This is a genomic window from Thermus altitudinis (genome assembly GCF_022760835.1).
In the GTDB taxonomy this organism is placed as follows: Bacteria; Deinococcota; Deinococci; order Deinococcales; family Thermaceae; genus Thermus; species Thermus altitudinis.
This window is the reverse complement of the sequence record NZ_JAKTNQ010000028.1, coordinates 1-21,877: the sequence shown is the minus strand read 5'-3', so window position 1 is coordinate 21,877 and position 21,877 is coordinate 1. Positions and strand designations below refer to the sequence as shown.

Genomic DNA, 21,877 nt, shown 5'->3' with positions numbered 1-21,877 from the left:
TCCTAGGTTCTTGAGGGCCTAACGGTACTTGAGGGCCTCCATTAGTTCCTCTACGATTTCTTCCATGTCCCCCCGTTCGTGGGCGGTGGCCACGTGATCCCGCAGGTGGGCCCTTAGGACCATCTCGCCCACCCGGTCCAGGGCACCCTCCACCGCCTTGAGTTGCTTGAGCACGTCCACGCAGTAGACGTGGGGATCCTCCAGCATGCGCAGGATGCCCTCGAGGTGGCCCTTGGCCGAGAGAAGGCGCTTTCTGGCCTCTTCCCGCACCTTGGGGTCCAGGTGGAGGTGGTCACGGGGCATGGTCTAGCCGGCCAGGGCGGCCCGGTACCCTTCCTCCTCCACCGCCCGGATCAGGGCCTCGGGGTCTGCCTTCCCCTCCACCAGGGCCTCGGCCCGTTCCAGGCTCACCTCGGCCCTCTCCACGCCAGGCACCTTCATGAGGGCCCTCTGTACCGCCATCACGCAATGGTTGCAGGTCATGCCTTCCACCTTGAGCCTCAGCATCCTTCACCTCCCCCCACCCCAGGTGGGGTGGGTATTCCTACCCTACCCTCTCTCCCTTCCTGACGTCAAGGACAAAAGCCTCGAGGGAAACCTCGAGGCCAAGGAAGCACCTAGCCTAAAGGTCCAGCAGGATGGTGTCCCCTTCCAGCCTGGCGGGGAAGACCTTTACCGGCTTGGGGGCGGGCAGGGTCTGCCGGCCCGTCCTCAGGTCAAAGCGGGCCCCGTGCCGGGGGCAGAGGATCTGGCCCTCTTCCACCTCCCCCTCGTGCAGGGGGCCATCGTCATGGGTGCAGAGGTCCTCCAGGGCGAAGACCTCCTCCCCGGTGTAGAGGAGGAGTATAGGCTTGCGGTGCTCGGGCCTTTTGACCACCAGCCTACCGTTTTCCAGATCGCCCAGCTTGGCTACCGGGGTCCACATGGCCTTAGATTCTAACCTTTTCCTCTATCACCGCTTCCAGGTGAGCCCTTAGGGCCTTTAGGGGAATGCGGGTGAGGACATCCGCCAGGTGGGCCTTGACCAGGAGTTCTTGGGCCAGGCTACGGGAAAGCCCCCGGGACTGGAGGTAGAAAAGCTGCCTCTCGTCCACGGGGGCGGTGGTGCTCCCGTGGGTGCAGCGCACGTCGTTGGCCCCGATTTCCAACTGGGGGATGGAATCCACCCGGGCGGTGGGGGAGAGGATGAGGTTGCGGTTGGCCTGGTAGGCGTCGGTCTTCTGGGCCCCCCGTTCCAGCTTGATGAGGCCGGAGAAGACCGCCCGGGCCTCGTCCTTCACCGCTCCCTTGTAGAGGAGGTCGCTTCGGGTATGGTGCTCCACGTGGTGCTGCAGGGTGTAATGGTCAAAGTGCTGCTGGCCGTGCCCGAAGTAAAGCCCCAGCATCTCGCTTTCCGCCCCCGGGCCCAATAGCTCCGAGGCCACCTCGCTCCGGGCGTAGCGCCCGCCCAGGTTCACCACCAGGTCGTTTAAGACGGCGTCCCGCTCCAGAAGGGCCCTTTGCCGGTGGAAGTGCCAAACTCCGTGGCCAAAAGTCTGGACGTGGGCGTGGCGCAGCCGGGCCCCGGGCCTTAGGACCATCTCCGTGGCGGAAAGATGCAGGGTGGGGGAAAGGTCCGAGGAGAGGTACTCCTCAATGTAGGCGGCCTTGGCGTTGTCCTCCAGGAAGAGGAGGCTCCGGCCCGCCGAGGCCTTGCCCCCTTCCAGCACCTTGAAGACCCCCAGGGGTTTTTCCACTTCCAGCCCTGCGGGCACGTAGAGGAAGGCCCCGTGGGTGAAGAAGGCGGCGTTTTGGGCAGCGAACTTGTCCTCGGTGTAAACCCCCTGGAACAGGGTGGCCTCCACCTTGGCGGGATAGGCCTTAAGGGCCTCCGCCAGGCTGGTAAGGACCAGCCCCTTAGCCAGAAGCTCCTCGGGGACCTCGGCGTAGACCAAATCCGGCCCCACGAAGACCAGAAAACCGGAAACATCGGTTTTCTCCAAGCGGCGCTTTACCAGCTCAGGAAGCTCGTCCCGGGAAAGCCTAAGCCCCTTGGGGGTTTCCACTTCCCCTTCCAGGGGGGCCTCGGAAAGGTCGGTGTAGCGCCAGGCCTCGTCCTTTTTGCTGGGGTAGGGGAGGCGGGCGAAGGCCTCGAGGGCCTTTAGCCTCCTCTCCAGCACCCAGCCCGGTTCCCCCAAGGCCTGCGAAATGGCTTCCACCTGCGTTTTGTCCAGTACCTGCATGCATCCTCCTAGGGCAAAGGTTAAGGCTCCTGACGGGGACCCTTAGCCTACGGAGCCCTCCATCTCCAGCTCGATGAGCCGGTTGAGCTCCACCGCATACTCCAAGGGCAGCTCCTTGGCGATGGGTTCAATGAAGCCCCGCACGATGAGGGCTGCGGCCTCGTCCTCCTTAAGGCCCCGGGTCTGGAGGTAGAAGATCTGCTCGTCGTCCATCTTGGACACCGTGGCCTCGTGGCCCACGTGGGCGGTGTCCTCCTGGATCTCAATGTAGGGATAGGTGTCGGTGCGGCTTTCGGGGTCAATGAGGAGGGCATCGCACTCCACGTTGGCCCTGGCGTACTTGGCCCCGTCCAGCACCTTCACCAGGCCCCGGTAGCTGGCCCGGCCTTCCCCTTTGGAGATGCTCTTGGAAACGATGGTGCCCGAGGTGTGGGGAGCGCCCAGGATGATCTTGGCCCCGGTGTCCTGGTGCTGCCCGGTCTTGGCAAAGGCAATGGAGAGGATCTCCGTGCGGGCTCCCGGCTCCAGGAGGTAGCTGGAGGGGTACTTCATGGTGACCTTGGAGCCCAGGTTGCCGTCCAGCCACTCGTGGAAGGCTTCCCCATAGACCAAGGCCCTTTGCGTCACCAGGTTGTACATGTTGGTGGACCAGTTCTGGATGGTGGTGTAGCGGCTCCTGGCTCCCCGTTTTACCACGATTTCAATGACCCCGGTGTGCAAGGACTCGCTGGAGTACATGGGGGCGGTGCACCCTTCTATGTAGTGCACCTCGGCCCCCTCATCCACGATGATCAGGGTGCGCTCAAACTGGCCGAACTCAGGGGTGTTGACCCGGAAGTAAGCCTGCAAAGGGAGCTCCACCTTCACCCCCGGGGGGATGTAGACGAAGGAGCCCCCGGACCAGGCGGCGGAGTTCAGGGCGGCGAACTTGTTGTCCTCCGGGGGCACCACCTTGGCGAAGTACTCCTTGAAGAGGTCCTCGTACTTCTTCATGCCCTCTTCAATGGCCACGAAGATGACCCCCTGCCGCTCCAGCTCCTCTTTCACCCGGTGGTAGACCATCTCCGAGTCGTACTGGGCCCCCACCCCGGCCAGCACCTTGCGCTCGGCCTCGGGGATGCCCAGGCGCTCGTAGGTCCGGCGGATCTCCTCAGGGATTTCCTCCCAGCTCTTGGCGTCCCGGGTTTCCGCGGGCTTCACGTAGTAGACCAGGTTGTCCAGGTCCAGGCCCGAGAGGTCGGGGCCCCAGGTGGGCATGGGCTTCTTCTGGAAAATCTCCAATGCCCGCAGGCGGAACTTCAGCATCCACTCGGGCTCCCCCTTGTGGTAGCTGATGGCCTCAATGACCCTTCGGGTGAGGCCCCGCTCGGCCACGAAGACCGGCTTGACCTCGTCCACGAAGTGGTACTTGTATTCCTCTCCCAGGGCCTTCAGGTCTACCTCGCTCATGCCTCCTCCTTTACCCTTTCCCTAAGCCACTCGTAGCCCCGGGCCTCCAGCTCCAGGGCCAGCTCCGGGCCCCCTTCCGCCACGATGCGCCCGTCCATCATCACGTGTACCCGGTCGGGGACGATGTAGTTCAGGAGGCGCTGGTAGTGGGTGATCACCAGGGCACCGAAGTTCGGGCCCCGCATGGCGTTCACCCCCCGGGCCACCACCTTGAGGGCGTCGATGTCCAGCCCGGAGTCGGTCTCGTCCAAGACCGCGTAGGTGGGCTCCAGGACCAGAAGCTGGAGGATCTCGTTGCGCTTCTTCTCCCCGCCGGAGAAGCCCTCGTTGAGGTAGCGGGAGAGGTAGGATTCGTCCCAGTCCAGAAGCTCCAAGGCCTTCTTCACCTTGGTCCAAAACTCTGCCACCCCCACCTCCCGGCCCAGCTTGGCCTGGAGGGCCAGGCGCAGGAAGTTGGCGATGGTCACCCCCGGCACCTCCACCGGGTACTGGAAGGCCAGAAAGAGGCCCTTTTTGGCCCTCTCGTCCGGGGAGAGGTCCAGGATGCTCTCCCCATCCAGCAGGATGTCCCCTTTTTCCACCGTGTACTCGGGATCCCCGGCCAGGATCTTGCCCAGGGTGCTCTTGCCGGCCCCGTTGGGGCCCATGAGGGCATGTACCTGGCCCTTGGGGACCACCAGGTTCACGCCCTTAAGGATGGTTTCGCCATCTATAGAAGCCCAGAGGTCACGGATTTCTAGCTGGTTCATTGTTTTGCCTCCTGATGCTGGGTCGGGCCCTTACTGCGACCCGTTCGCAGTAAGAGTATAACCCCCTCATCCCCTAAAGTATAGTGATTTAGTCGGGATTTGCCAGGTGGAAGCCCAGGGCTTCGGCAAAGGCCAGGGGGGTAGGGGGAAGCCGCCTCTGGAGCTCGGGGCAGAAGCGGCCCAGGGCCCGGCCCAGCTGGAAGCGGAAAGGTTCGGGAAGGGGGCTTTTCCTCACCTCCAGAACCTTTTGCCAGGCGGCCTCTTTCTCCCCCAGGCCCAAAAGGGCCAGGATCTCCACCGCCCGGGCTTGGGCCAGGAGGCCTGGGTCCTCGAGGGGAGGCAGGGCCACCACCTGGGCCAGAGCCTCCCCGAACCGGCCTCCCCGGGCCAGGGCCTCCGCATAGCCCAGGCGGGCCTGGGCTTCCAGATAGGGGTTTTCCAGGGGAAGGAGGGGTTTTAGGAGGGCCTTGCCCTCTTCCGGGGGCAGAAGGAGGGAAAGGAGGCTAAGGGTGTCTAGGCGGAGAGCGGTATAGCGCTCGGTGGGCTCCTCGGGAATCTCTGCCAGGAGGTCCTGAAGAAGGCGGAAGGCGGTGGGGGCGGTAAGACCCCCAAGGAAGGGGGGGCGGTAGGGTTGGCCGGCCTCCAGGAGCAGATAGGTGGCTCCTAGGCGGAAGAGGGTGCGCAGGTGGCGGTAGCGGGCCTCCTTGGGCCTTTCCCCCGTGGTGCGGAAGTAGGCTTCGGCTGGAACCAGAAACCGTAGGGCGGCAAAAGGGCGGCCCCGGGCGGCCTCGAGGATCCCGGCCTCGCTCTCCACCCGGGCCCGGGTGAAGGGGTCCTCCGCCTCGGCCAGGGCCTTGGCTATGGCCTCGCCCGCCTCCTGGTAAAGGCCCAGGCGCCGGAGGAGGGTGGCGTAGCGGGCCCTTACCCGGGCCACCTCGTCCTTAGGGGCACCCCCTTCCTCCAGGGCCTTTAGGCCTTCCTCCATGCGGGGCTTGGCCTCTAGGCTTCCTAAGCGCATGAGGAGGTCCCCCATCTGGTAGCGGGCCCTCCCCGCGAGGAGGGGGTCGTGGCCCACCTGGGAAAGGGCCTCCAAGGCCTCCCCGTAGCGGCCCAGGTCCTTGGCCACCAGTCCCCGCCACAGGTGTACCCGGTCCTGGAGGAAGGGGGCCACGGGAAGCCCTTGGGCTTCCTCTACGAACCGGGCCGCCTTCTCGTAGTCCCCTTTCCAGCGCTCCACCGCCGCCATGACCAAAAGCCCCTCGGCCTGGGCGGTTTCGTTCAGGAGCGCGAGGTCCTTCTTGGGGGGAAGGAGTTCCTCCGCCTCCTTGTAAAGGGCGGCGTCCGCCTTGGCCTCCGCCGCCTTGATGCGGGCCCAGGTGCGCAAGGAGGGGCTTTGGGCCTCCGAGAGCACCCGGAGGGCCTCTTCCGCCTCGGGGTGGGCGTACTGGCCCAAGACCGCCCGGTAGCGCACCACCACCGCGGCCAGGGCCTCGAGGTCCTCCCGGGGCCAGGCCTGGGCCTCCTGCCAGAGCCCGGGAAGGAGGGCCAGCCGGGCAGGGTCCTCCTGCAGAAGATCCAAAAGTACCCGGATTTCCCCCGCCTTGTAGGCGTGATGCAGCTTGCGGAAGAGGTTTTCCTTAGGGAAAAAGGCGAGGGCCAGGCGGTGGAGCTCCTTGGGGGCGTCCTGGGGGAGGAGGCTTCTTAGGGCGGGCCGCACCAGGCCTTCCCCTACCCAGTCCAAAAGGGCCCTTTCCGCTTGCGAAAGGCGTTCCAGAGGCTTGCCCAAGGCCTTTTCCAAGAGCTCTGCGGGGAAGGCGGGATCGGCCTCGGGGCTGAAGGCGGAAAGGGCCAGGAGCAGGGGTCTAAGGGCCGGATCGTCTTGCAAAGGGGTTTGGGGATCGTGCTTGGCGGCTTCCAGAAGCACCAACCGGGAAAGCTCTCCAAAGTTGCGCCCCGCCTGGTTCACCAAGGCCTCCAGCCTCTCCGGGGGCAGGTGGGGAAGCCGTTCCCGGACAAAGCGCCGGGCCTCCTCCCGGCTCGGAGGGGAGAGGGGTTGGAAGGGCAGGGTGGGGGGTGGCTCGCTTAAGGCCGCCACGTAGGGAATGGTCAAGGCCTTTAGGAAAGGCTCCAGCCAGGCCGCAAGCCCCCTTTGGCTGCCGTCCGGGCCCCGCAGGGGGAGGCCTTCCAAGGTGCCCTCAGCCTCGGCCCGGAGGAGGAGAGGGCGCCCCTCCCGGTTCAGGCCCCGGGCCAGGAGGGTCAGGACCTCCTGCTCCAGGGCTCCTTGCAGGATGTAGGGCTGGGTGGGGGAAAGCTGGGCCAGAAGGGACCGCACCTCCTCCCCTGTCCCCAAGCCCTCGGCCAAGGGGACCAGGGCCTGGGCCAGTTCCCCCCCCAGGTTGAGGAGAAGGGGTTCCTTTCCCGGCAAGGCGGAAAGGGCACGGCTCAAGGCGGCCAAGAGAACCCCCTTGCCCGTAGCCGGCCCCCCCACCACCACCATCTGAGGCTTGCCTCCGGCCTCCAGATCCTTCAGGAAACGGCGGAAGATCCGGCGTTTGTCCCGGCCCAGGGTCTTGCGGGCGCTTTCCAGGAAAAGCTCCGCCGGGGGAGGAGGAGGAGGGAGGCCCGCCTCCTGGTACAGGTCGGCGATGACCCCGTAAAGCCTTTCCTTCTCCTCGGGGCTTCCCAGGTCCTTGTAGAGGATGTTGCGCACCGTCCCCGCCTTGCCCCCCCGTTCGCTTATGAGGGCTTCCAGCCAGCGCAAGGAGCCCCGCTTGCCCCGGTGGTCCCGGCCCCTGAGGTGCGGGCGGAGCTCCTCCAGATAGCGCAACCAGGGTGTATGTGCATCTGACATGGTGATTACACTATAGCAGCTCTGGTGTGGCCACAGTCTACCCAGATTAAACCGCCCCCGGTTTGGGGGCGGCGAGGAGGGGCGCAAGGCCTGGCCTCAGTGCACGGGTTCGTTGAACTGGGCCTCCTCGGTGGAGCCCTTGAGGGCCAGGGTGGAGGCCTCCCCCTGGGTCAGGGCCAGGACCACCTCGTCAAAGTAGCCCGCCCCCACCTCCCGTTGGTGTTTGACGGCGGTGAAACCCTGGGCCTGGGCCAGGAACTCCTTCTGTTGCAGTTCCACGAAGGCGGGCATGCCCCGGGTCTTGTAGCCCTTGGCCAGCTCCCAGGTGTAGTAGTTCACCGTGTGCCAGCCCGCCAGGGTGATGAACTGGAACTTGTACCCCATCTCCCCCAGCTCCCGGTTGAACTTGGCGATGGTCTCGTCGTCCAGGAACTTTTTCCAGTTGAAGGAGGGGGAGAGGTTGTAGGCCAGGAGTTTATCCGGGAACTCCTTCTTCACCGCTTCCGCGAACTTGCGGGCCTCCTCCAGGTCGGGCTTGGAGGTTTCCATCCAGATGACGTCGGCGTAGGGGGCGTAGGCCAGGGCCCGGGCGATCCCCGCCTCGAGGCCGTTTTTCACCCGGTAGAAGCCCTCGGGGGTGCGCTCCCCGGGCAGGATAAAGGGCCTGTCCCGCTCGTCTATGTCGCTGGTGATCAGGGTGGCGGCCTCGGCATCGGTGCGGGCGATGATCACCGTGGGCACCCCCATGATGTCCGCGGCCAGGCGGGCGGCCTGCAGGGTGCGGATGTGCTGGGAGGTGGGCACCAGGACCTTGCCCCCCAGGTGGCCGCACTTCTTCTCCGAGGCCAGCTGATCCTCGTAGTGGATACCCGCGGCCCCCGCCTCAATCATGGCCTTGGTGAGCTCAAAGACGTTCAAGGCCCCGCCAAAGCCTGCCTCGGCGTCGGCCACGATGGGCACGTACCAGTCCCGGGTCACCTTGCCCTCGGAGCGCTCGATCATGTCGGCCCGCATCAGGGCGTTGTTGAGGCGCTTCACGATCTGGGGCACGGAGTTATAGGGGTAAAGGGACTGGTCGGGGTAGGTTTGCCAGGCCAGGTTGGCGTCGGCGGCCACCTGCCAGCCGGAGAGGTAAATGGCTTCCAGGCCGGCCCGCACCATCTCCACCGCCATGGCCCCGGTGTAGGCCCCGAAGGTGTGCACGTAAGGGCGCTCGTGCAGGAGTTGCCAAAGTTTCTCTGCCCCTCGCTTGGCTAAGGTGTACTCCACCTTCACGCTGGGCCGAAGCCGCACCACGTCCTCAGGGCGGTAGTCCCGCCTCACCCCCTTCCACCGGGGGTTGGTGGCCCACTCCCGCCTAAGCTCCTCCGCCTCTTGCCGCATCTCGGGGGTCAGCATGCTTAAGGGATCCATCCCTCACCTCCCAAGTCCAGTCTGGAGCTGGGAGAAGTTACAGTGTAGGGTGTAAGGCAAGAGGCTTAACACCCCTTGATGGTGTTTTCCCCTCCCAGCTACACCGGTTTACAGCCTTGTCGGGGCTTACGGGGAACCCCAGCTGGGCTTTGGGGTCACCTGGCTTGCTGGGCGGCGATGAGAAGGGGGTCCCAGACGGGGCTATAGGGCGGGGCGTAGGCCAGGTCCAGGCTCAGCAGGTCCTCCAGCGTGCCCCCTTGGTGCAGCAGGGCGGCTAGGGCATCTATGCGCAAGGCCCCGTGCCCATGGGCCACCACCGCCCCACCCAGAAGCCTTCCCGTCCCCTCTTCGTAGACGAGCTCCACCCAAAGGGGCTGGCTTCCTGGGTAGTAATGGGCCCCGTCCCGGCTTTGGATGAAGACCTTCTTAGCCTGGAAGCCCTCCCTTAAGGCGGCCTCGTGGGATAACCCGGTGGTGGCCACCGCCAAACCGAAGGTCTTGAAGATGGCCGTGCCCACCACTCCCCCGAAGCGGGCCTCCTTGCCGGCGATGACCGCCCCGGCGGTGCGGCCATGCTTATTGGCCACGTCCCCCAAGGGAAGCCAGTAGGGGCGCTTCAGCACCTGGTGGAAGCTTTCCGCCACGTCCCCGGCGGCATACACGCCTTCCAGGTTGGTGCGCATTCTTTCGTCGGTGGCGATGGCCCCCGTGGGGCCCAAGGCTACCCCCATGGCCTGGGCCAAGAGGGTGTTGGGCCTGACCCCCGTGGCCACCAGGACCAGGTCGGCGGGCACCACCCCTTCCGAGGTTTCCACCGCCTCCACCCGGCCCTGGCCCCTGAAGGCCACCACCTTCACCCCCGTCCAGACCTCCACCCCATGGCGCTCCAGCTCTTCCTTGAGGAGATGGCCCACCTCCCCATCCCAGTGGGGTAAGGGGCGGTCCTTGAGCTCCAGGAGGGTGACCTCGAGGCCCCGCTTGCGGAAGGCCTCGGCCACCTCGAGGCCGATGTACCCCGCTCCCAGGATGGCGGCCCTTTTGGCCCCTTCCAGGGCGTTGAGGAGCTTTTGGCCATCCTCCATGCTCCTTAGGGTGTAGACCCCTGGCTGCTCCGTGCCCGGGATGGGGGGAAGGATGGGCTTAGCCCCGGTGGCCAGGACCAAGTGGTCGTAGCGGTCCTGGAAGGTGCGCCCTTCCTGGTGGTCAAAGACGGTGAGGGTTTTGAGCTCGGGGTCCACGTCCACCACCTCGTGATGGGTGTGGATCCCTACCCCTTGCTTTCGGAACTCCTCCGGGGTCCGGGCCACCAGCTTTTCCAGACGGGGAATCTCCCAGGAAAGCACGTAGGGCAGGCCGCAGGCCCCGTAGGAAACCCAGCCCGACTTTTCGTAGACCACCACCTCGAGGTCCGGGTTTTCCCGCTTGGCCTTGGCGGCGGCGGAAGCCCCACCTGCCACCCCACCGATCACCACCAGCCGCTTGCCCATAGAGGGTATTGTGCCACGGCCTAGGGGGCCAGATGTCCCCAGGATTTAGCCTGGTGCCGGGGTGGCTACCCGTACCAGCCGGCCTCCCCTTAGGTGCAGGATGCGGTCCGCCTGGCTTGCCAGCTCCAGGTCGTGGGTCACCAGGATGAGGGTGCGCGCCTGCCCAGCCTCAAAGAGCAGGGAGGCCACCTGTTCCCGGGAGGAGGCGTCCAAGTTCCCCGTGGGCTCGTCGGCGAAGAGGATGGGGGGATCCAGGGCCAGGGCCCGGGCCAGGGCCACCCGTTGCTGCTCCCCCCCAGAAAGGCGGCTTGGCAGATGGTGGGCCCTTTCCAAAAGCCCAACCGCTTCCAAAAGGGCCAGGGCCCGCTCCCTTCGGGTCTTGGGGGGGAGGCCTGCAAGGAGGAGGGGAAAGGCCACGTTTTCCCAGGCGGTAAGGGTGGGGATCAGGTTCCACTGCTGAAAGACAAAGCCCATATTCCGCAGGCGCACCTCGGCCCTTTGGTCCTCGGAAAGCTGGTGCAAGGCCAGCTCCCCCAGGTACACTCCCCCTTCCGTGGGCAGGTCAAAACCGGCGAGGAGGTTTAGGAGGGTGGTCTTGCCGCTCCCCGAAGGCCCCACCACCGCGGTACTCCCTTGGGGAAAGGAGAAGGTGAAACCCTCGAGGGCCACCACCTCCCTCTCCCCCTGCCGATAGCGCTTGCTGAGGTTTTCGGCTCGTAGGTTGGCCATCGTTGACTCCCTATTGGCCCCAATCCTCGGTGGAAGCTGGGGTGGGGTAGCCTGGTCCCCGTTTTTCATGTCTCGTTCCTCCACGGCCCTTTCGCCGAGCCAAGGCCTTTTCCGGGGCCCCACCCTGGCGTGGGCCCGGGCGGTATCACACCCTCCCCAAGGCCTCCACCACCGGGATGCGGCTGGCGTGGTAGGCGGGAAGAAGCCCGGCGGAAAGCCCCAGCCCCAGGGCTACCAAGAGGGCGAAAAGGGAAAGCCTGGGGGTGACCGCGGAAAGGGCTAGGCCCACCTGGTCCAGGGTGTAGAGGTTGATGGCGTAGGAAACGGCGCTCCCCAAGGCCAGGCCCAGCGCCCCGCCTAGGAGGGCCAGAAGCAGGGCCTCCAGCACCACCAAGCGGAAAATAAAGCCCCGCCTAGCTCCCAAGGCGCGCATGACCCCAAACTCCCGAATGCGCTCGTACACCGACATCATCACCGTATTGGCCACCAAAAGCCCCCCCACCACCAAGGCCACCAGGCTGATGCCAAAGCGCACCAGGTCGCTGATGCGCAGGGCCCTTTCCGCAAAGCGCATCACGTCCCCGGTGGTCTGGGCCTTGAGGCCGGGGAGGCTGGCCTCCAGGGCCCGGGCCACCTCCTCCGCCTTCTGCCCGGGGTTTAGGGCCACCAGCAAGGCGGTGTAGTTTTCCGTGCCCAAAACCTCCTGCAAGGGCTTTAGGGGCACGAAGATGAGGTTATCGGCAAGCCCTCCGCTTTCCTCCAGGATGCCCTCCACCCTCAGTTCCACCCGGGGGGAAAGCCTGAGGGGGCCTCCCAGGGAAAGCTGGCTGCGTTTGGCCACCTTGGCCCCCACGATGGCCCCTCTTTCCGAGGGAAGGAGCGAACCCGCCTGGACCCTTACCCCCGGGTAAAGAAGGTCTGGGGCGACCCCTTCCGGCAGGCCTTGGAAGAAGAAGCTGGTCTGGGGGTCAAACCCGCCTCGAGCCAGGAAGAGGGTGGGGATGATGGCCCTGACCCCCAGCTCTCTGCCCGCTTCCTGGGCCAGGCCGTACTCCTTGGGGGTGATTTCGGGATACCCGGAGAACCCCAGCCCCTCCATCCCCTCGGGGACGATCTGGATGGCGGGGCCCACCCGGGATAGCTCCTGGGCCAGGGAGCGCCGCAAGCCCTCCCCGAAGGATAGGAAAAGGACCATGCTGGTGGTGGCGATCAAGACCCCCAGAAGGGTCAGGAGGCTACGCACGGGACGGGCCAAGAGGTTGCGAAGGACCAGCGCAAGGACTTCCATCCCCTAAAGCTTATCCCCTGGGGGTGGCCGCGGCGTGGCGGAGCCTACAGACCCCTTCCCTAGAGGCTAGATGAGCCTTTCCACGAAGCGGGTTTCTACCTCCTCCAGGTACTGGCTGGGGTCCACCTTCTGCCTTTCGGGGTGGCTGTAGTAGGCCTTTTCCGCCTCGAGGAACTCCTCGTGGCCCACGAACCACAAGAACTCCCGCTCCCCGATCCAGTAGGCTCCCAGGACCTGGAAGCCCGTGGCCTGGCGCAAGGGGACGATGACCTCGAGGAACACCTTTTGAAAGGCCTCCTTGGCGCCTTCCTTCAGCCGGTAGCGGCGCATCTGTACGGTCATGGCCTAAGTCTACTGCCTATAATCAGAGGCATGCGCACGGCGGAGATCCGGGAAAAGTACCTGTCCTTCTTTGAGGGCAAGGGGCACCTGCGCCTGCCCTCCTTCAGTCTCATCCCCGAAAACGACCCCTCCCTGCTCTTCACCTCTGCGGGCATGGCCCCCCTAAAGCCCTACTTCCTGGGGGCCAAGCCCATCTTCGGGGGCAAGGAGTGGCGAAGGATTACCACCTGCCAGAAATGCCTCCGGGTGGGGGACATAGAGAACGTGGGGAGAACCGCCCGGCACAACACCTTCTTTGAGATGCTGGGCAACTTCTCCTTTGGGGACTACTTCAAGAAGGAGGCCATCCTCTGGGCCTGGGAGTTCCTCACCGACCCCAAGTGGCTGGGCCTGGACCCCGATCGGCTATGGGTCACGGTCTACGAGGACGATGACGAGGCCTACGCCATCTGGCGGGACCTGGTGGGGGTCCCGGAGGAAAGGATTGGCCGCTTTGGCGAGGACGAGAACTACTGGCCTGGAGGGGCCATCACCCATGGGCCCAACGGGCCTTCTGGCCCCTGCTCGGAGATCTTCTTTGACCGGGGCCCGGCCTTTGGCACCCCCGATGAAACCGGCCCCAATACGGGAAGCGGGGACCGCTTCGTGGAGATCTGGAACCTGGTCTTCACCCAGTACGACCGCCAAGGCCCCATACCCGGCCCCGGCATCCTGAAGCCTTTGCCCCAGAAGAACATTGACACCGGCATGGGCCTTTACCGGGTGGCGGCCATCCTGCAGGACGTGGAGGACTTCTACCGCACGGACACCTTCTATCCCATCATCCAGCGGGTGGCCCTCTGGAGCGGCAAGCCCTACGAGGGGAAGGCCTCCGTGAGCCACCGGGTGATCGCGGACCACGTGCGGGCGGTGGTGGCGGCCCTTTCCGATGGCGTGACCTTCTCCAACACCGGCCGGGGCTACGTGATCCGCCGCCTGCTCCGCCGGGCCTTGAGGCATGGCTACCTTTTGGGTCTCCAAGACCCCTTCCTCCACCGCCTGGCCCCGGTGGTGGCCGAGGTCTTAGGGGACTTCTACCCGGAGATGCAGGCCAACCTGCCCGCGGTGGAGAAGCAGATCCGCCTCGAGGAGGAACGCTTCCTGGAAACCCTGGAAGGGGGCCTCAGGCGGCTGGATACCCTGCTTGCGGGCCTTAAGCCGGGGGAGGTGGTGCCAGGGGCGGAGGCCTTCCGCCTCTACGACACCTACGGCTTCCCCTTGGACCTCACGGTGGAGATTGCCGCCGAGAGGGGCTTTGGCGTGGACACCGAGGGCTTCAAGCGGGCCATGGAGGAGCAACAGGAGCGCTCCCGGGCGGCCATGGCCTTTGAGCGGGAGATCTTCAAGAAGAGTGCCCAGGTGCTGGAGGAGCTCTATGCCGAAAGGGGGGCCACGGAGTTTCTGGGCTATGGGACCCTGGAAGGGGAGGCCACCGTCTTGGCCCTCCTGGCCGGGGACCAAAGCCTGGAGGAGGCGGGCCCTGGCACCGAGGTCCAGGTGGTCCTGGACCGGACCCCCTTCTATGCGGAAGGGGGTGGGCAGATCGGGGACTTTGGCCACCTGGAGTGGCCCAGGGGCCGGGCCAGGGTGGAAACCACCCTCAAGACGGAAAAGGGGATCTTCCTGCACCGGGCCAGGGTGGAGGAGGGGACCTTGCGGGTGGGGGAAAGGGTGCGGGCGGTGGTGGATCCCGCCCGCCGGGATACGGAGCGCCACCACACCGCCACCCACCTCCTCCATGCGGCGCTGAGGGCGGTCTTGGGCCCCCATGTGCGCCAGGCGGGAAGCCTGGTGGCCCCGGACCGGCTGCGCTTTGACTTCACCCACCCCGAGCCCCTTAGGGAGGAGGAGCTGGAGCAGATTGAGCTTTTGGTGAACCGCTGGATCATGGCGGATTTCCCCGTCACCTGGCGCTACCTGCCCCTGGAGGAGGCCAAGCGGGAGGGGGCCATGGCCCTTTTCGGCGAGAAGTATGGGGAGGTGGTGCGGGTGGTGCGGGTGGAGGGAAGCCCCCTGCCCGGGGTGGAGTCCAAGGAGCTTTGCGGGGGCACCCACGTGCGGCGCACGGGGGAGATCGGGGCCTTCCTCATCCAGAGGGAGGAGGCGGTTTCCGCCGGGGTGCGGCGCCTGGAAGCGGTGGCCGGGGAGTGGGCGGTGCGCTTCGCCCGGGGCAGCCTCCACCGGATTAAGGCCTTGGCCGAGCGGCTTTCCGTAGGGGAGGCCAAGCTGGAGGAGCGCGTGGAAAAGCTCCTGCAGGAGCTCAAGGCCAAGGAGAAGGAGGTGGAAAGCCTCAAAGCACGCCTGGTGCAGGCGGAGCTCAAGAAGGAGTTGGCCCTCTTGGAGAAGGGGGATTTGCGCTACGGGGTGCTGGAGCTTCCCGGGGTGGACCTGGCCGCCTTGCGCCAGGCGGCGGACGACCTGGTAGGGAAGGGCGCCGACGTGGCCTTGGTCCTGAGTGGGGGACAGGCGGTGCTGAAGCTTTCCCCCCGGGCCCAGGAGAGGGGCCTCGAGGCCGGAGCCCTCTTCCGGGCCCTCACCGAGCGGGCCGGGGGCCGGGGGGGCGGGAAGGGGGCCTTGGCCCAAGGGGGTGGGCTATCCCCCGAGAAGGCGCGGGAGGTCCTTCCCAGCCTCTTGCCCTAAGGCCGAAAGCCTTTCTCGCCCCCTTGGTTTGGGGAAAGGGTGTACCGGAACGCACGTGGCCCGGGGCGAACCGCGGAGGTGGGATAGGGTTAAACCCCTTCCCCGTACCCTGGGGTAAAATGGCGCCATGGCACTAGCCCTTAGCCTCCTGGCTGTGGCCCTCTCCTGGGCCCTTTTCGGCCTCACCTTCGGGCGTTACCGCAGGCGCCCTTCCCTGCACAATGGCCTGTACACCCTAGGCCTTCTCCTCTTCGCCTTAGGGGTTTCCGCCGAGCTTTTGGCCAAGCTTCTAGGGGCCTGGAACCCCCTTCTTTACCGGCTTTGGTACCTTGCCGGGGCCATGCACGGGGTGACTTTTCTGGGCCTAGGGAGCCTGGCCCTTCTGAACCCCAGGGCGGCCCGGGGGCTTCTTTGGGCGCTTTTGCCCTTGATCCTGTATGGGCTCTACCTGGTGCTGGCAGCACCCTTGGACTTTTCCCAGCTTCCTGCGCCCTATGCCCCCTCGGGCAAGGCTTTCCCTGAGCCCAGCCTTACCTCGCCTCGGCTTTGGACCATTCCCTTTAACCTTTTGGGCACGGTGCTGATGGCGGGGGTGGCCCTCTACACCACCCTGCTCTTCTGGCGGAAGAACCCCCTTAGGGCCCAGGGCACGGCCCTCATCTTCCTGGCGGCCTTGGTGTTGGCCTCCACCAGCACCCTGAACCGCTTTGGGGTGGTGGGCCTCGAGGAGGTGGGCAGGGCCATGGGGATTACCCTCCTCTACCTGGGGGTGGCCCTGGCGGACCGTAGTGTCCCGTATGCGTCTGGGCGCGCTTGATGTGGGAGAGGCCAGGATCGGCCTGGCGGTGGGGGAGGAGGGAAGCCCCTTGGCCTTTGGCCGGGGGTATTTGGTGCGCAAGGGCCTGGAAGCGGATGTGGCGGCCATCCTGGACTTCATGCGCCGGGAGGGGGTGGGGAAGCTGGTGGTGGGCCTTCCCCTGCGCACCGACCTTAAGGAGAGCGCCCAGGCCCAGCGGGTCCTTCCCCTGGTGGAGGCGCTTAGGGCCAAGGGGGTGGAGGTGGAGCTGGTGGACGAGCGCTACACCACCCAGGCGGCAGCCAGGCGCCTAAAACACGCTCCCAAGCGGGTTCGCCAGGAGAAGGGCCGGCTGGATGAGATGAGTGCGGTGGTCCTTTTGGAGGGGTATCTTGCGGGAAGGCTCTAGGCGCTGGCTTTGGCGGGGGGTGGTGGCCCTATTCGTCACCTTTGCCCTCCTCCTCTCCTATGCCCTGTGGCTTTTGGGCCCTACGGGGAAGGAGGCCACCGTGCGCATTCCCCGAGGGGCCACGGGGCAGGAGGTGGCGAGGATTTTAGAAGAGGCGGGGCTTTTGCGCTCAGGTTACCTTTTTGCCGCCTATCTCCGCTTCTCCGGCCGGGCCAAGGGACTGGTCCCGGGCGTTTACCGCCTCACGGGGGAGGGGGCCTTCCGCCTGGCCCGGGCCCTCACGGGAGGGGAGAAGCCCCTTACCGTAACCCTCACCTTCCCCGAGGGGGAAAGGGCTGTGGACTACGCCCGAAGGCTTTCCCAGGCCGGGCTGGATGGGGAGGGTTTCCTAAGGATCGTCCAGGAGCCCGGTGCCTTGCGCCCTCCCTACGTGGAGGGAGGGACCCTGGAGGGTTACCTTTTCCCGGCCACCTACACCTTTGACCTGTTGGCCACCCCCGAGGAGGTGCTCCGGGCCCTCCTGCGCCGCTTTGAGGCCGAGCTTACCCCTCCGGTAAAGCGCCTTTTGCAGGAGAGGGGGCTTTCCGTTCACGCCTGGGTGACCTTGGCCTCCATCGTCCAGGCGGAGGCGGGGAGCCTCGAGGAGATGCCCATGATCGCAGGGGTTTTCCTAAACCGGTTGGAACGGGGCATGCCCCTCCAGGCGGATCCCACGGTGGCCTATGCCCTGGGCAAGCGCCTACCTGAACTCTCCCGGAAGGCCGGGGATTTCGCCCATGACTCCCCCTACAACACCTACCGCTATGCCGGGCTTCCCCCCGGGCCCATCGGCAACCCGGGGCGGGCGGCGCTTCTGGCGGTGCTGAACCCGGTGCGCACCGATTCCCAAGGCCGCCCCTACCTTTACTTTTTCCACGCTAAGGGCCGGCTTTTTCTCAGCACCAGCTTTGAGGCCCATCTAGAGGGCCTTCGCCAGCACCGCTACTCCTCCCCGTGACGCAAAAGCCTAAGCTGGGCATAGGCGAAGAAGAGGGTGAGGAGGAGGATGACCACGGTGACGGCGGCGGCGTAGCCCAACCGGAAGTTCTCAAAGCCCGACTCGTAGAGGTAGTAGCCCAGGACCCGGGTGGCCCCGTAGGGCCCGCCCCGGGTGAGGAGGAAGACCGCGGAGTAGGACTGTAAGGCGAGGATGGTGCCCACCACCACCAAAAAGGCCACCGCCGGGCGCATGAGGGGGAGGACCACGTGGCGGAAGGCCTCCCAGGGCCCGGCCCCGTCCACATAGGCGGCTTCCAAAAGGGTTTTGGGAATGGCCTTAAGCCGGGCGGAGGCCACCAGGACCCCATACCCCAGGTGGCGCCACAGGGTGAAGAGGACCACCATGAAAAGGGCCCAAAAGCCCTCCCGGTCCCAGGGGGGGATGGGCAGGAACTGGGCCAGGGCCCCGTACTCGGGGGTGAAGAGGGTGTACCAACTTAGGGTGGCCCCGCCCAGGGTGACGAGGCCCGGGAGGAAGAGAAGGCTTTTGGCCAGGCGCTCGTAGGGGGCTCCCTCCAAGGCCACCGCCAAGGCCAGGGAAAGCCCCACGAAAAGGGGCAGGGCCAGGAGCATGAACTTCAGGGTCACCCAGAGGCTTCCCCAGAAGGCAGGGTCCCTTAGGAGGTCCTGGTAGTTTTTCAGCCCCACCGGTTTCGGCTCGGAAAGCCCCGACCACTCCCAGGTGGAAAAGCGGATCACATCCAGAAAGGGGTAGAGGAGGAAAACCCCCAGGGTGAGGAGGGCGGGAAGGGAGAAGAGAACCAGGGGAAGGCGCCGCACGGGTTACCAAAGGTAGAGGAGGCTTAGAAGCAAGGGATACCGGTCAGAGGCAGAGACCTCCAGGGCCAAGGGCTCCAGGTAGAGCCTGAAGCCTGCTCCCCAGGCCAGGTGGAAGCCCCCTTGGTAGCCCAGTCCCCCGTAGGCGGAAAGGGCTCCTCCGGGCACCTCGAGGCTCACCACCGGCCCCAGGTGCACACCAAAGGGGTACCGCAGGTCCAGCCCCAGCCCCACGGAGGCGTAGAGGTCCGCCAGGACCAGGCCGGGGAAGAGGTTGGCCTTGAAAAAGGCCAAGACTTCGGGGTTTTGCGAGAGGAGGACCTGCAGGTCCAGCCCGGTGTCAATCCCCAAGGGGCTAAAGGGCAAAAGGGCGCCACCTTGCAGGTAAAGGCCCTTGCCCGGGGCGTACCCCAGGCCCAGGGTGTTTTCCGGGTAGGCGGGGGCTTGGGCTAGGGCCAGGCTTAGGGCCAAAAAGGTGAAGGGGATCAGGCGTTTCATATCCACCCCATCCTAACAGATACCCCCGGCCTACGGCCGAGCGTACGGGAGCAAGGAGGATTTACGGTTCGTTGCAGGGTTGGGCACCCATGTGCTGGGTGAAGAAGGTTTCCAGGTTCATGGTTTGGCCGCCAGCAAAGTGGAGGGTGAGATTTTCTCCGGGGATGCAGTTATTGTTCGCATCGTCTAAGATACCTTCAAAGGTGACCACCTTGCTGTTCACTCGCATGAGCCCGTCCTGGATGTGGATGCGCAGGGGGCTTTCCTCCACCTGGGTTACCCTGAAGCTGAGGTGCAAGGAACTATTATGGGTGCTCAAATCGATGGAGACCTCACCTGAGGAGGCGTTGAAGTTTTCCAGAAGACTCCCACAGGTCCCCGGCGTGGAGGTGCCGTTCACCACCACCTGGCCTTGGGTGTGGAGGGCGCTGTCATTTCCTTGAGTGAGAAGGCTGAGATTCCAATCTAGGGCCAAGCGGGTATCGCTGGTGGTGATGCTAAGTTTGGCCAGGTCTACCAAGCGCTGGCTGCCGTTGGGGTGGTCTAGGAAACCCTGGAGGCTAAGGCTCTCCGGCTCCAGAAGGTACTTACCGCTCAAGCAGGTGCTGGGCCGCCAGCGGGCTGTAAAGGTAGCCTGCCCTTCATTGGATCCATTCTCGCCAAAATCCACCGCAAAGAAAGCTTTGGTAGGGGTTTCCCCGGTGTTCTGCGTACTGTAGGGCTGATGGGTCTCCACGGTAGGGGAAGGTGTCCCTATGGTGGATGCATCCCAGTCCGCCAGAAGTTTGTTCCAGGGATCGGTGGCCTGTTGCTTGAAGCGCAGCTCCCAGTCGTCAGAGGGACCTACCTGATTGCAGTTCCCGCCTATGCACTCAATCTTTCCACGAGGCAAGTTTTGAGTAGCCAAGGGAACGATATCCAGGGGTTGGATGGAAAACAGCTTTTCTAGGCGGAGTTCTGGAATGCTTTGTAAGGAGTTGGGGCTTAGACCTTGCATAGAAAGCTCAGGGGAAAATCCCTTAAGGGCGTTTTTAAGTTCCTGGATTACTTGCTGGATTTCCTCACCTAGGGCTTGGAGGTACTGGCCCGTCTCCTGGGGAGTGGCGTTGGCTTGGGGGGTTGGCTGCATGGGGCAGGCTACCAGTAGCAAACCAATAAGGCCGAGACCTGTAAAGCGGGCAAGCTTTCTCATGGCTTCACCTCCTTTAGGGGTTGTGGCGTTAGCGTGGAGTAAGAAAGGAAACCCTTTAAGGCCACTGTACAGCAAACCTGGCTTAAATTACAATCCCCCTTATGGCCCCTAGGCCCCTTGCTACCTTCTCCCTCGAGGCCCACCCGGGCCTCGTCCCCCTAAAGGACCAACCGCTCCTCATCCTGGTGGGCCTAACCGGGGTGGGGAAAAGCACCCTGGTGGAGGCCCTGGGCTTTTCCCGGCTTCCCGACCGCCGGGAGCTGGTGGACCTCTATGTCCTTCCCCGCTACGGGGTAACCCCGCCCATTCCCCGGGAGGAGCGTTTCCGCCTCACCCGCCGCTTCCGGGAGGAGTTCCCGGGAGGGGTGGCCGAGGTCCTGGCCCGGGGGTATGGGGAACCCCGCTTTCCCCTCCTCTTTGACGGGCTTCGGGGGGAGGCGGAGGTGGCTTATGCCCTGGCCCACCTGCCCAAGGCCCTTTTCGTGGTCCTGCATGCCCGGGAGGCCACCCGGCTGAAGCGGCTTCTTTCCCGTGGGGATGCCTTTGACCGGGTGGAGCTACGCCCTGAGGAGCTCGAGGCCCTCCGGGGCTTGGCGGAAGGGGTTCTGTCCCCGGAGGAGCTGGAGGAGGCCTTGGCCCTGGCCCCTTGGGAGGAGGTCTTGGCCAAGCTGAAGATCGTGGCCGAGGAGAAGCGGAACTACGATCCCCTGGGGCCCTTGCGGCTTCTTAAGGGGCATCCCCGGGCCTTGGTCCTGGACACGGAAGCCCTTTCCCTCGAAGAGGAGGTGGACGCCGTCAAGAACTTCCTTAAGGGGCTTATAGAATAGCGCCATGGCTTGGATCCGCGACCTGAGGCTGATCCCTTTCCGCATCCCCCTAAAGGCGCCCTTGCGCTGGGGCAAGGCCTCGGAGATGGAGGCCATTGAGCACGCCCTTCTGCGGGTGGAGCTGAGCGATGGTTCCCTGGGCCAGGCGGAGGTGGCTATCCGCCCCACCATCTACGGGGAAACCTGGGGAAGCGTTCGCGCAGGCCTTGAGTATCTGAAGCCCAGGCTTCTGGGCCTGGAGGCCGACGACCAGGAGGCCATCCGTAAGGTCCTGGAGGCCTTCCCCTGCAACCTGGGCCTAAAGGGGGCCTTGGACCTGGCCCTTTGGGAGGCCTGGGCCCGGAGCGAAGGGGAGGAGCTGCACCAGGTTCTGAAGCCTGCCAAGCACCGGGTGCGGGTGGCCTACATTCTAGGCATAGCCCAGGAGGAGGAGCTGCTTTCCGATGCCCGCATGGCCTACGAGGCGGGGGTGCGGGTCTTCAAGGTGAAGGTGGGCCGGAACCTGGAGGAGGATGGCCGGAAGATCGCCCGCCTCAAGGAGGCCTTCCCTGAGGCTGAGTTTTACGCCGATGCCAACGAGACCCTTTCCCCTAAAGAGGCCGAAGGCTACCTTCTCGCCTGGAAGGAGATGGGCCTCCTTTACGTGGAAGAGCCCCTGCCCATAGAGGAGGTGGAGGCCAGGAGAAAGCTCAGGGAGAAGAGGATCCTTCCCCTCATCGCCGACGACTCGGCCATGACCCCCAAGGACCTCCGCCGGGAGCTTCTTCTGGACACCTTTGACATCCTGAACCTGAAGCCGGCCCGCACCGGGGTTACCTGGACCCTGGAGATGCTCTCCCTGGCTCGGGAGAAGGGGAAGAAGGCCATGGTGGGAAGCCAGGCGCAAAGCGCCTTTGGCGCCTACCAGTCTGCCCTTTTGGCCTTCCAGCAGGGGGTCACCGAGCCCAACGAGCTGGCCTTCCACCTCAAGGCGGAAGGGGGGTTCCTGAACTTCCCCGCCTTCCGCCAGGGCTGGCTCTACTGGGAGGACCTGGTGGAGGCCTCGTTTGACGAGGCGGCCTTCCGGAGGTATGCCCTAGAGTGACGACTCCCCGCTCTTCAGAGCGGGGCTTCGCGGTTCTAGGTTAGAGC

General features: G+C 65.1%; 21 protein-coding genes. 6 read left to right on the top strand and 15 right to left on the bottom strand.

What is annotated here, in order from left to right:
• Positions 1-18 precede the first annotated feature (18 nt).
• The 12 genes from L0D16_RS09700 to L0D16_RS09645 all read right to left on the bottom strand — a co-directional run bounded on the left by L0D16_RS09700 (position 19) and on the right by L0D16_RS09645 (position 12,530).
• A complete protein-coding gene (locus L0D16_RS09700; protein WP_243031711.1) occupies positions 19-303 on the bottom strand; it encodes a metal-sensitive transcriptional regulator in 285 nt (94 codons plus the stop codon).
• A gap of 3 nt (positions 304-306) precedes the next feature.
• Entirely contained in the window at positions 307-507 is a 201-nt protein-coding gene (locus L0D16_RS09695; protein ID WP_243031710.1) for a CopZ family metallochaperone, read from the bottom strand.
• Between the two features lie 115 nt (positions 508-622).
• The gene (locus L0D16_RS09690; protein ID WP_243031709.1) at positions 623-925 is read right to left on the bottom strand and encodes a Rieske (2Fe-2S) protein; all 303 of its coding nucleotides are present in this window, start codon (positions 923-925) and stop codon (positions 623-625) included.
• Positions 926-929: 4 nt separating this feature from the next.
• On the bottom strand, positions 930-2,222 hold the full coding sequence (sufD, locus tag L0D16_RS09685; RefSeq protein WP_243031708.1) for a Fe-S cluster assembly protein SufD: 1,293 nt from the start codon (positions 2,220-2,222) through the stop codon (positions 930-932).
• Between the two features lie 42 nt (positions 2,223-2,264).
• Positions 2,265-3,671: a Fe-S cluster assembly protein SufB gene (sufB, locus tag L0D16_RS09680; RefSeq protein WP_243031707.1), complete on the bottom strand. Its 1,407-nt coding sequence runs from the start codon at positions 3,669-3,671 to the stop codon at positions 2,265-2,267.
• The gene (gene sufC, locus L0D16_RS09675; RefSeq protein WP_243031706.1) at positions 3,668-4,420 is read right to left on the bottom strand and encodes a Fe-S cluster assembly ATPase SufC; all 753 of its coding nucleotides are present in this window, start codon (positions 4,418-4,420) and stop codon (positions 3,668-3,670) included. Before sufC ends, sufB begins: the two co-directional genes overlap by 4 nt.
• Before the next feature lie 88 nt (positions 4,421-4,508).
• Positions 4,509-7,271, bottom strand: coding sequence for a tetratricopeptide repeat protein (locus tag L0D16_RS09670; protein ID WP_243031705.1), 2,763 nt, complete (start codon positions 7,269-7,271; stop codon positions 4,509-4,511).
• Between the two features lie 96 nt (positions 7,272-7,367).
• Positions 7,368-8,684: an isocitrate lyase gene (gene aceA, locus L0D16_RS09665; RefSeq protein ID WP_243031704.1), complete on the bottom strand. Its 1,317-nt coding sequence runs from the start codon at positions 8,682-8,684 to the stop codon at positions 7,368-7,370.
• Positions 8,685-8,839: 155 nt separating this feature from the next.
• Positions 8,840-10,171, bottom strand: coding sequence for an FAD-dependent oxidoreductase (locus L0D16_RS09660; RefSeq protein ID WP_243031703.1), 1,332 nt, complete (start codon positions 10,169-10,171; stop codon positions 8,840-8,842).
• 45 nt (positions 10,172-10,216) lie between these two features.
• Positions 10,217-10,900, bottom strand: coding sequence for an ABC transporter ATP-binding protein (locus tag L0D16_RS09655; protein ID WP_243031702.1), 684 nt, complete (start codon positions 10,898-10,900; stop codon positions 10,217-10,219).
• Between the two features lie 145 nt (positions 10,901-11,045).
• Positions 11,046-12,188: an ABC transporter permease gene (locus L0D16_RS09650; RefSeq protein WP_243031701.1), complete on the bottom strand. Its 1,143-nt coding sequence runs from the start codon at positions 12,186-12,188 to the stop codon at positions 11,046-11,048.
• Between the two features lie 66 nt (positions 12,189-12,254).
• Positions 12,255-12,530 (bottom strand): NIPSNAP family containing protein, encoded by a 276-nt coding sequence (locus tag L0D16_RS09645; protein WP_243031700.1) that lies wholly within the window; start codon positions 12,528-12,530, stop codon positions 12,255-12,257.
• Positions 12,531-12,560: 30 nt separating this feature from the next.
• Here L0D16_RS09645 and alaS point away from each other — a divergent pair, with 30 nt between their 5' ends.
• The 4 genes from alaS to mltG all read left to right on the top strand — a co-directional run bounded on the left by alaS (position 12,561) and on the right by mltG (position 17,411).
• Complete coding sequence (gene alaS, locus L0D16_RS09640; protein WP_243031699.1) at positions 12,561-15,209, top strand: alanine--tRNA ligase; 2,649 nt, start codon at positions 12,561-12,563, stop codon at positions 15,207-15,209.
• A gap of 127 nt (positions 15,210-15,336) precedes the next feature.
• Positions 15,337-16,026: a hypothetical protein gene (locus tag L0D16_RS09635; RefSeq protein ID WP_243031698.1), complete on the top strand. Its 690-nt coding sequence runs from the start codon at positions 15,337-15,339 to the stop codon at positions 16,024-16,026.
• Complete coding sequence (gene ruvX / locus L0D16_RS09630; RefSeq protein WP_243031697.1) at positions 16,007-16,414, top strand: Holliday junction resolvase RuvX; 408 nt, start codon at positions 16,007-16,009, stop codon at positions 16,412-16,414. Before L0D16_RS09635 ends, ruvX begins: the two co-directional genes overlap by 20 nt.
• Complete coding sequence (gene mltG / locus L0D16_RS09625; protein WP_243031696.1) at positions 16,398-17,411, top strand: endolytic transglycosylase MltG; 1,014 nt, start codon at positions 16,398-16,400, stop codon at positions 17,409-17,411. Before ruvX ends, mltG begins: the two co-directional genes overlap by 17 nt.
• Here the strand turns inward: mltG and L0D16_RS09620 are convergent.
• The 3 genes from L0D16_RS09620 to L0D16_RS09610 all read right to left on the bottom strand — a co-directional run bounded on the left by L0D16_RS09620 (position 17,396) and on the right by L0D16_RS09610 (position 19,994).
• The gene (locus tag L0D16_RS09620) at positions 17,396-18,232 is read right to left on the bottom strand and encodes a carbohydrate ABC transporter permease (RefSeq protein ID WP_243031695.1); all 837 of its coding nucleotides are present in this window, start codon (positions 18,230-18,232) and stop codon (positions 17,396-17,398) included. The two genes, mltG and L0D16_RS09620, sit on opposite strands and share 16 nt — an antisense overlap.
• 3 nt (positions 18,233-18,235) lie before the next feature.
• A complete protein-coding gene (locus L0D16_RS09615; protein WP_243031694.1) occupies positions 18,236-18,727 on the bottom strand; it encodes a bioflim formation protein in 492 nt (163 codons plus the stop codon).
• Positions 18,728-18,788: 61 nt separating this feature from the next.
• Positions 18,789-19,994, bottom strand: a complete 1,206-nt coding sequence (locus L0D16_RS09610) for a hypothetical protein (protein WP_243031693.1) — start codon at positions 19,992-19,994, stop codon at positions 18,789-18,791.
• A gap of 26 nt (positions 19,995-20,020) precedes the next feature.
• Here L0D16_RS09610 and L0D16_RS09605 point away from each other — a divergent pair, with 26 nt between their 5' ends.
• Positions 20,021-20,746, top strand: a complete 726-nt coding sequence (locus L0D16_RS09605; RefSeq protein ID WP_243031692.1) for an AAA family ATPase — start codon at positions 20,021-20,023, stop codon at positions 20,744-20,746.
• A gap of 4 nt (positions 20,747-20,750) precedes the next feature.
• Positions 20,751-21,830 carry an enolase C-terminal domain-like protein gene (locus L0D16_RS09600; RefSeq protein WP_243031691.1) on the top strand — a complete coding sequence of 360 codons (1,080 nt, stop codon included), beginning with the start codon at positions 20,751-20,753 and terminating at the stop codon, positions 21,828-21,830.
• Positions 21,831-21,877: the final 47 nt, after the last annotated feature.

Bases quoted from the DNA above. Each gene is read 5' to 3' on its own strand.
- L0D16_RS09635 (WP_243031698.1), top strand. From the start codon at position 15,337: ATGGCACTAGCCCTTAGCCTCCTGGCTGTGGCCCTCTCCTGGGCCCTT.
- L0D16_RS09670 (WP_243031705.1), bottom strand. From the start codon at position 7,271: ATGTCAGATGCACATACACCCTGGTTGCGCTATCTGGAGGAGCTCCGC.
- L0D16_RS09605 (WP_243031692.1), top strand. From the start codon at position 20,021: ATGGCCCCTAGGCCCCTTGCTACCTTCTCCCTCGAGGCCCACCCGGGC.
- ruvX (WP_243031697.1), top strand. From the start codon at position 16,007: ATGCGTCTGGGCGCGCTTGATGTGGGAGAGGCCAGGATCGGCCTGGCG.
- L0D16_RS09660 (WP_243031703.1), bottom strand. From the start codon at position 10,171: ATGGGCAAGCGGCTGGTGGTGATCGGTGGGGTGGCAGGTGGGGCTTCC.
- aceA (WP_243031704.1), bottom strand. From the start codon at position 8,684: ATGGATCCCTTAAGCATGCTGACCCCCGAGATGCGGCAAGAGGCGGAG.
- sufB (WP_243031707.1), bottom strand. From the start codon at position 3,671: ATGAGCGAGGTAGACCTGAAGGCCCTGGGAGAGGAATACAAGTACCAC.
- L0D16_RS09700 (WP_243031711.1), bottom strand. From the start codon at position 303: ATGCCCCGTGACCACCTCCACCTGGACCCCAAGGTGCGGGAAGAGGCC.
- L0D16_RS09690 (WP_243031709.1), bottom strand. From the start codon at position 925: ATGTGGACCCCGGTAGCCAAGCTGGGCGATCTGGAAAACGGTAGGCTG.
- L0D16_RS09615 (WP_243031694.1), bottom strand. From the start codon at position 18,727: ATGAAACGCCTGATCCCCTTCACCTTTTTGGCCCTAAGCCTGGCCCTA.
- L0D16_RS09655 (WP_243031702.1), bottom strand. From the start codon at position 10,900: ATGGCCAACCTACGAGCCGAAAACCTCAGCAAGCGCTATCGGCAGGGG.
- L0D16_RS09645 (WP_243031700.1), bottom strand. From the start codon at position 12,530: ATGACCGTACAGATGCGCCGCTACCGGCTGAAGGAAGGCGCCAAGGAG.
- L0D16_RS09650 (WP_243031701.1), bottom strand. From the start codon at position 12,188: ATGGAAGTCCTTGCGCTGGTCCTTCGCAACCTCTTGGCCCGTCCCGTG.
- L0D16_RS09600 (WP_243031691.1), top strand. From the start codon at position 20,751: ATGGCTTGGATCCGCGACCTGAGGCTGATCCCTTTCCGCATCCCCCTA.
- sufC (WP_243031706.1), bottom strand. From the start codon at position 4,420: ATGAACCAGCTAGAAATCCGTGACCTCTGGGCTTCTATAGATGGCGAA.
- alaS (WP_243031699.1), top strand. From the start codon at position 12,561: ATGCGCACGGCGGAGATCCGGGAAAAGTACCTGTCCTTCTTTGAGGGC.
- sufD (WP_243031708.1), bottom strand. From the start codon at position 2,222: ATGCAGGTACTGGACAAAACGCAGGTGGAAGCCATTTCGCAGGCCTTG.
- L0D16_RS09695 (WP_243031710.1), bottom strand. From the start codon at position 507: ATGCTGAGGCTCAAGGTGGAAGGCATGACCTGCAACCATTGCGTGATG.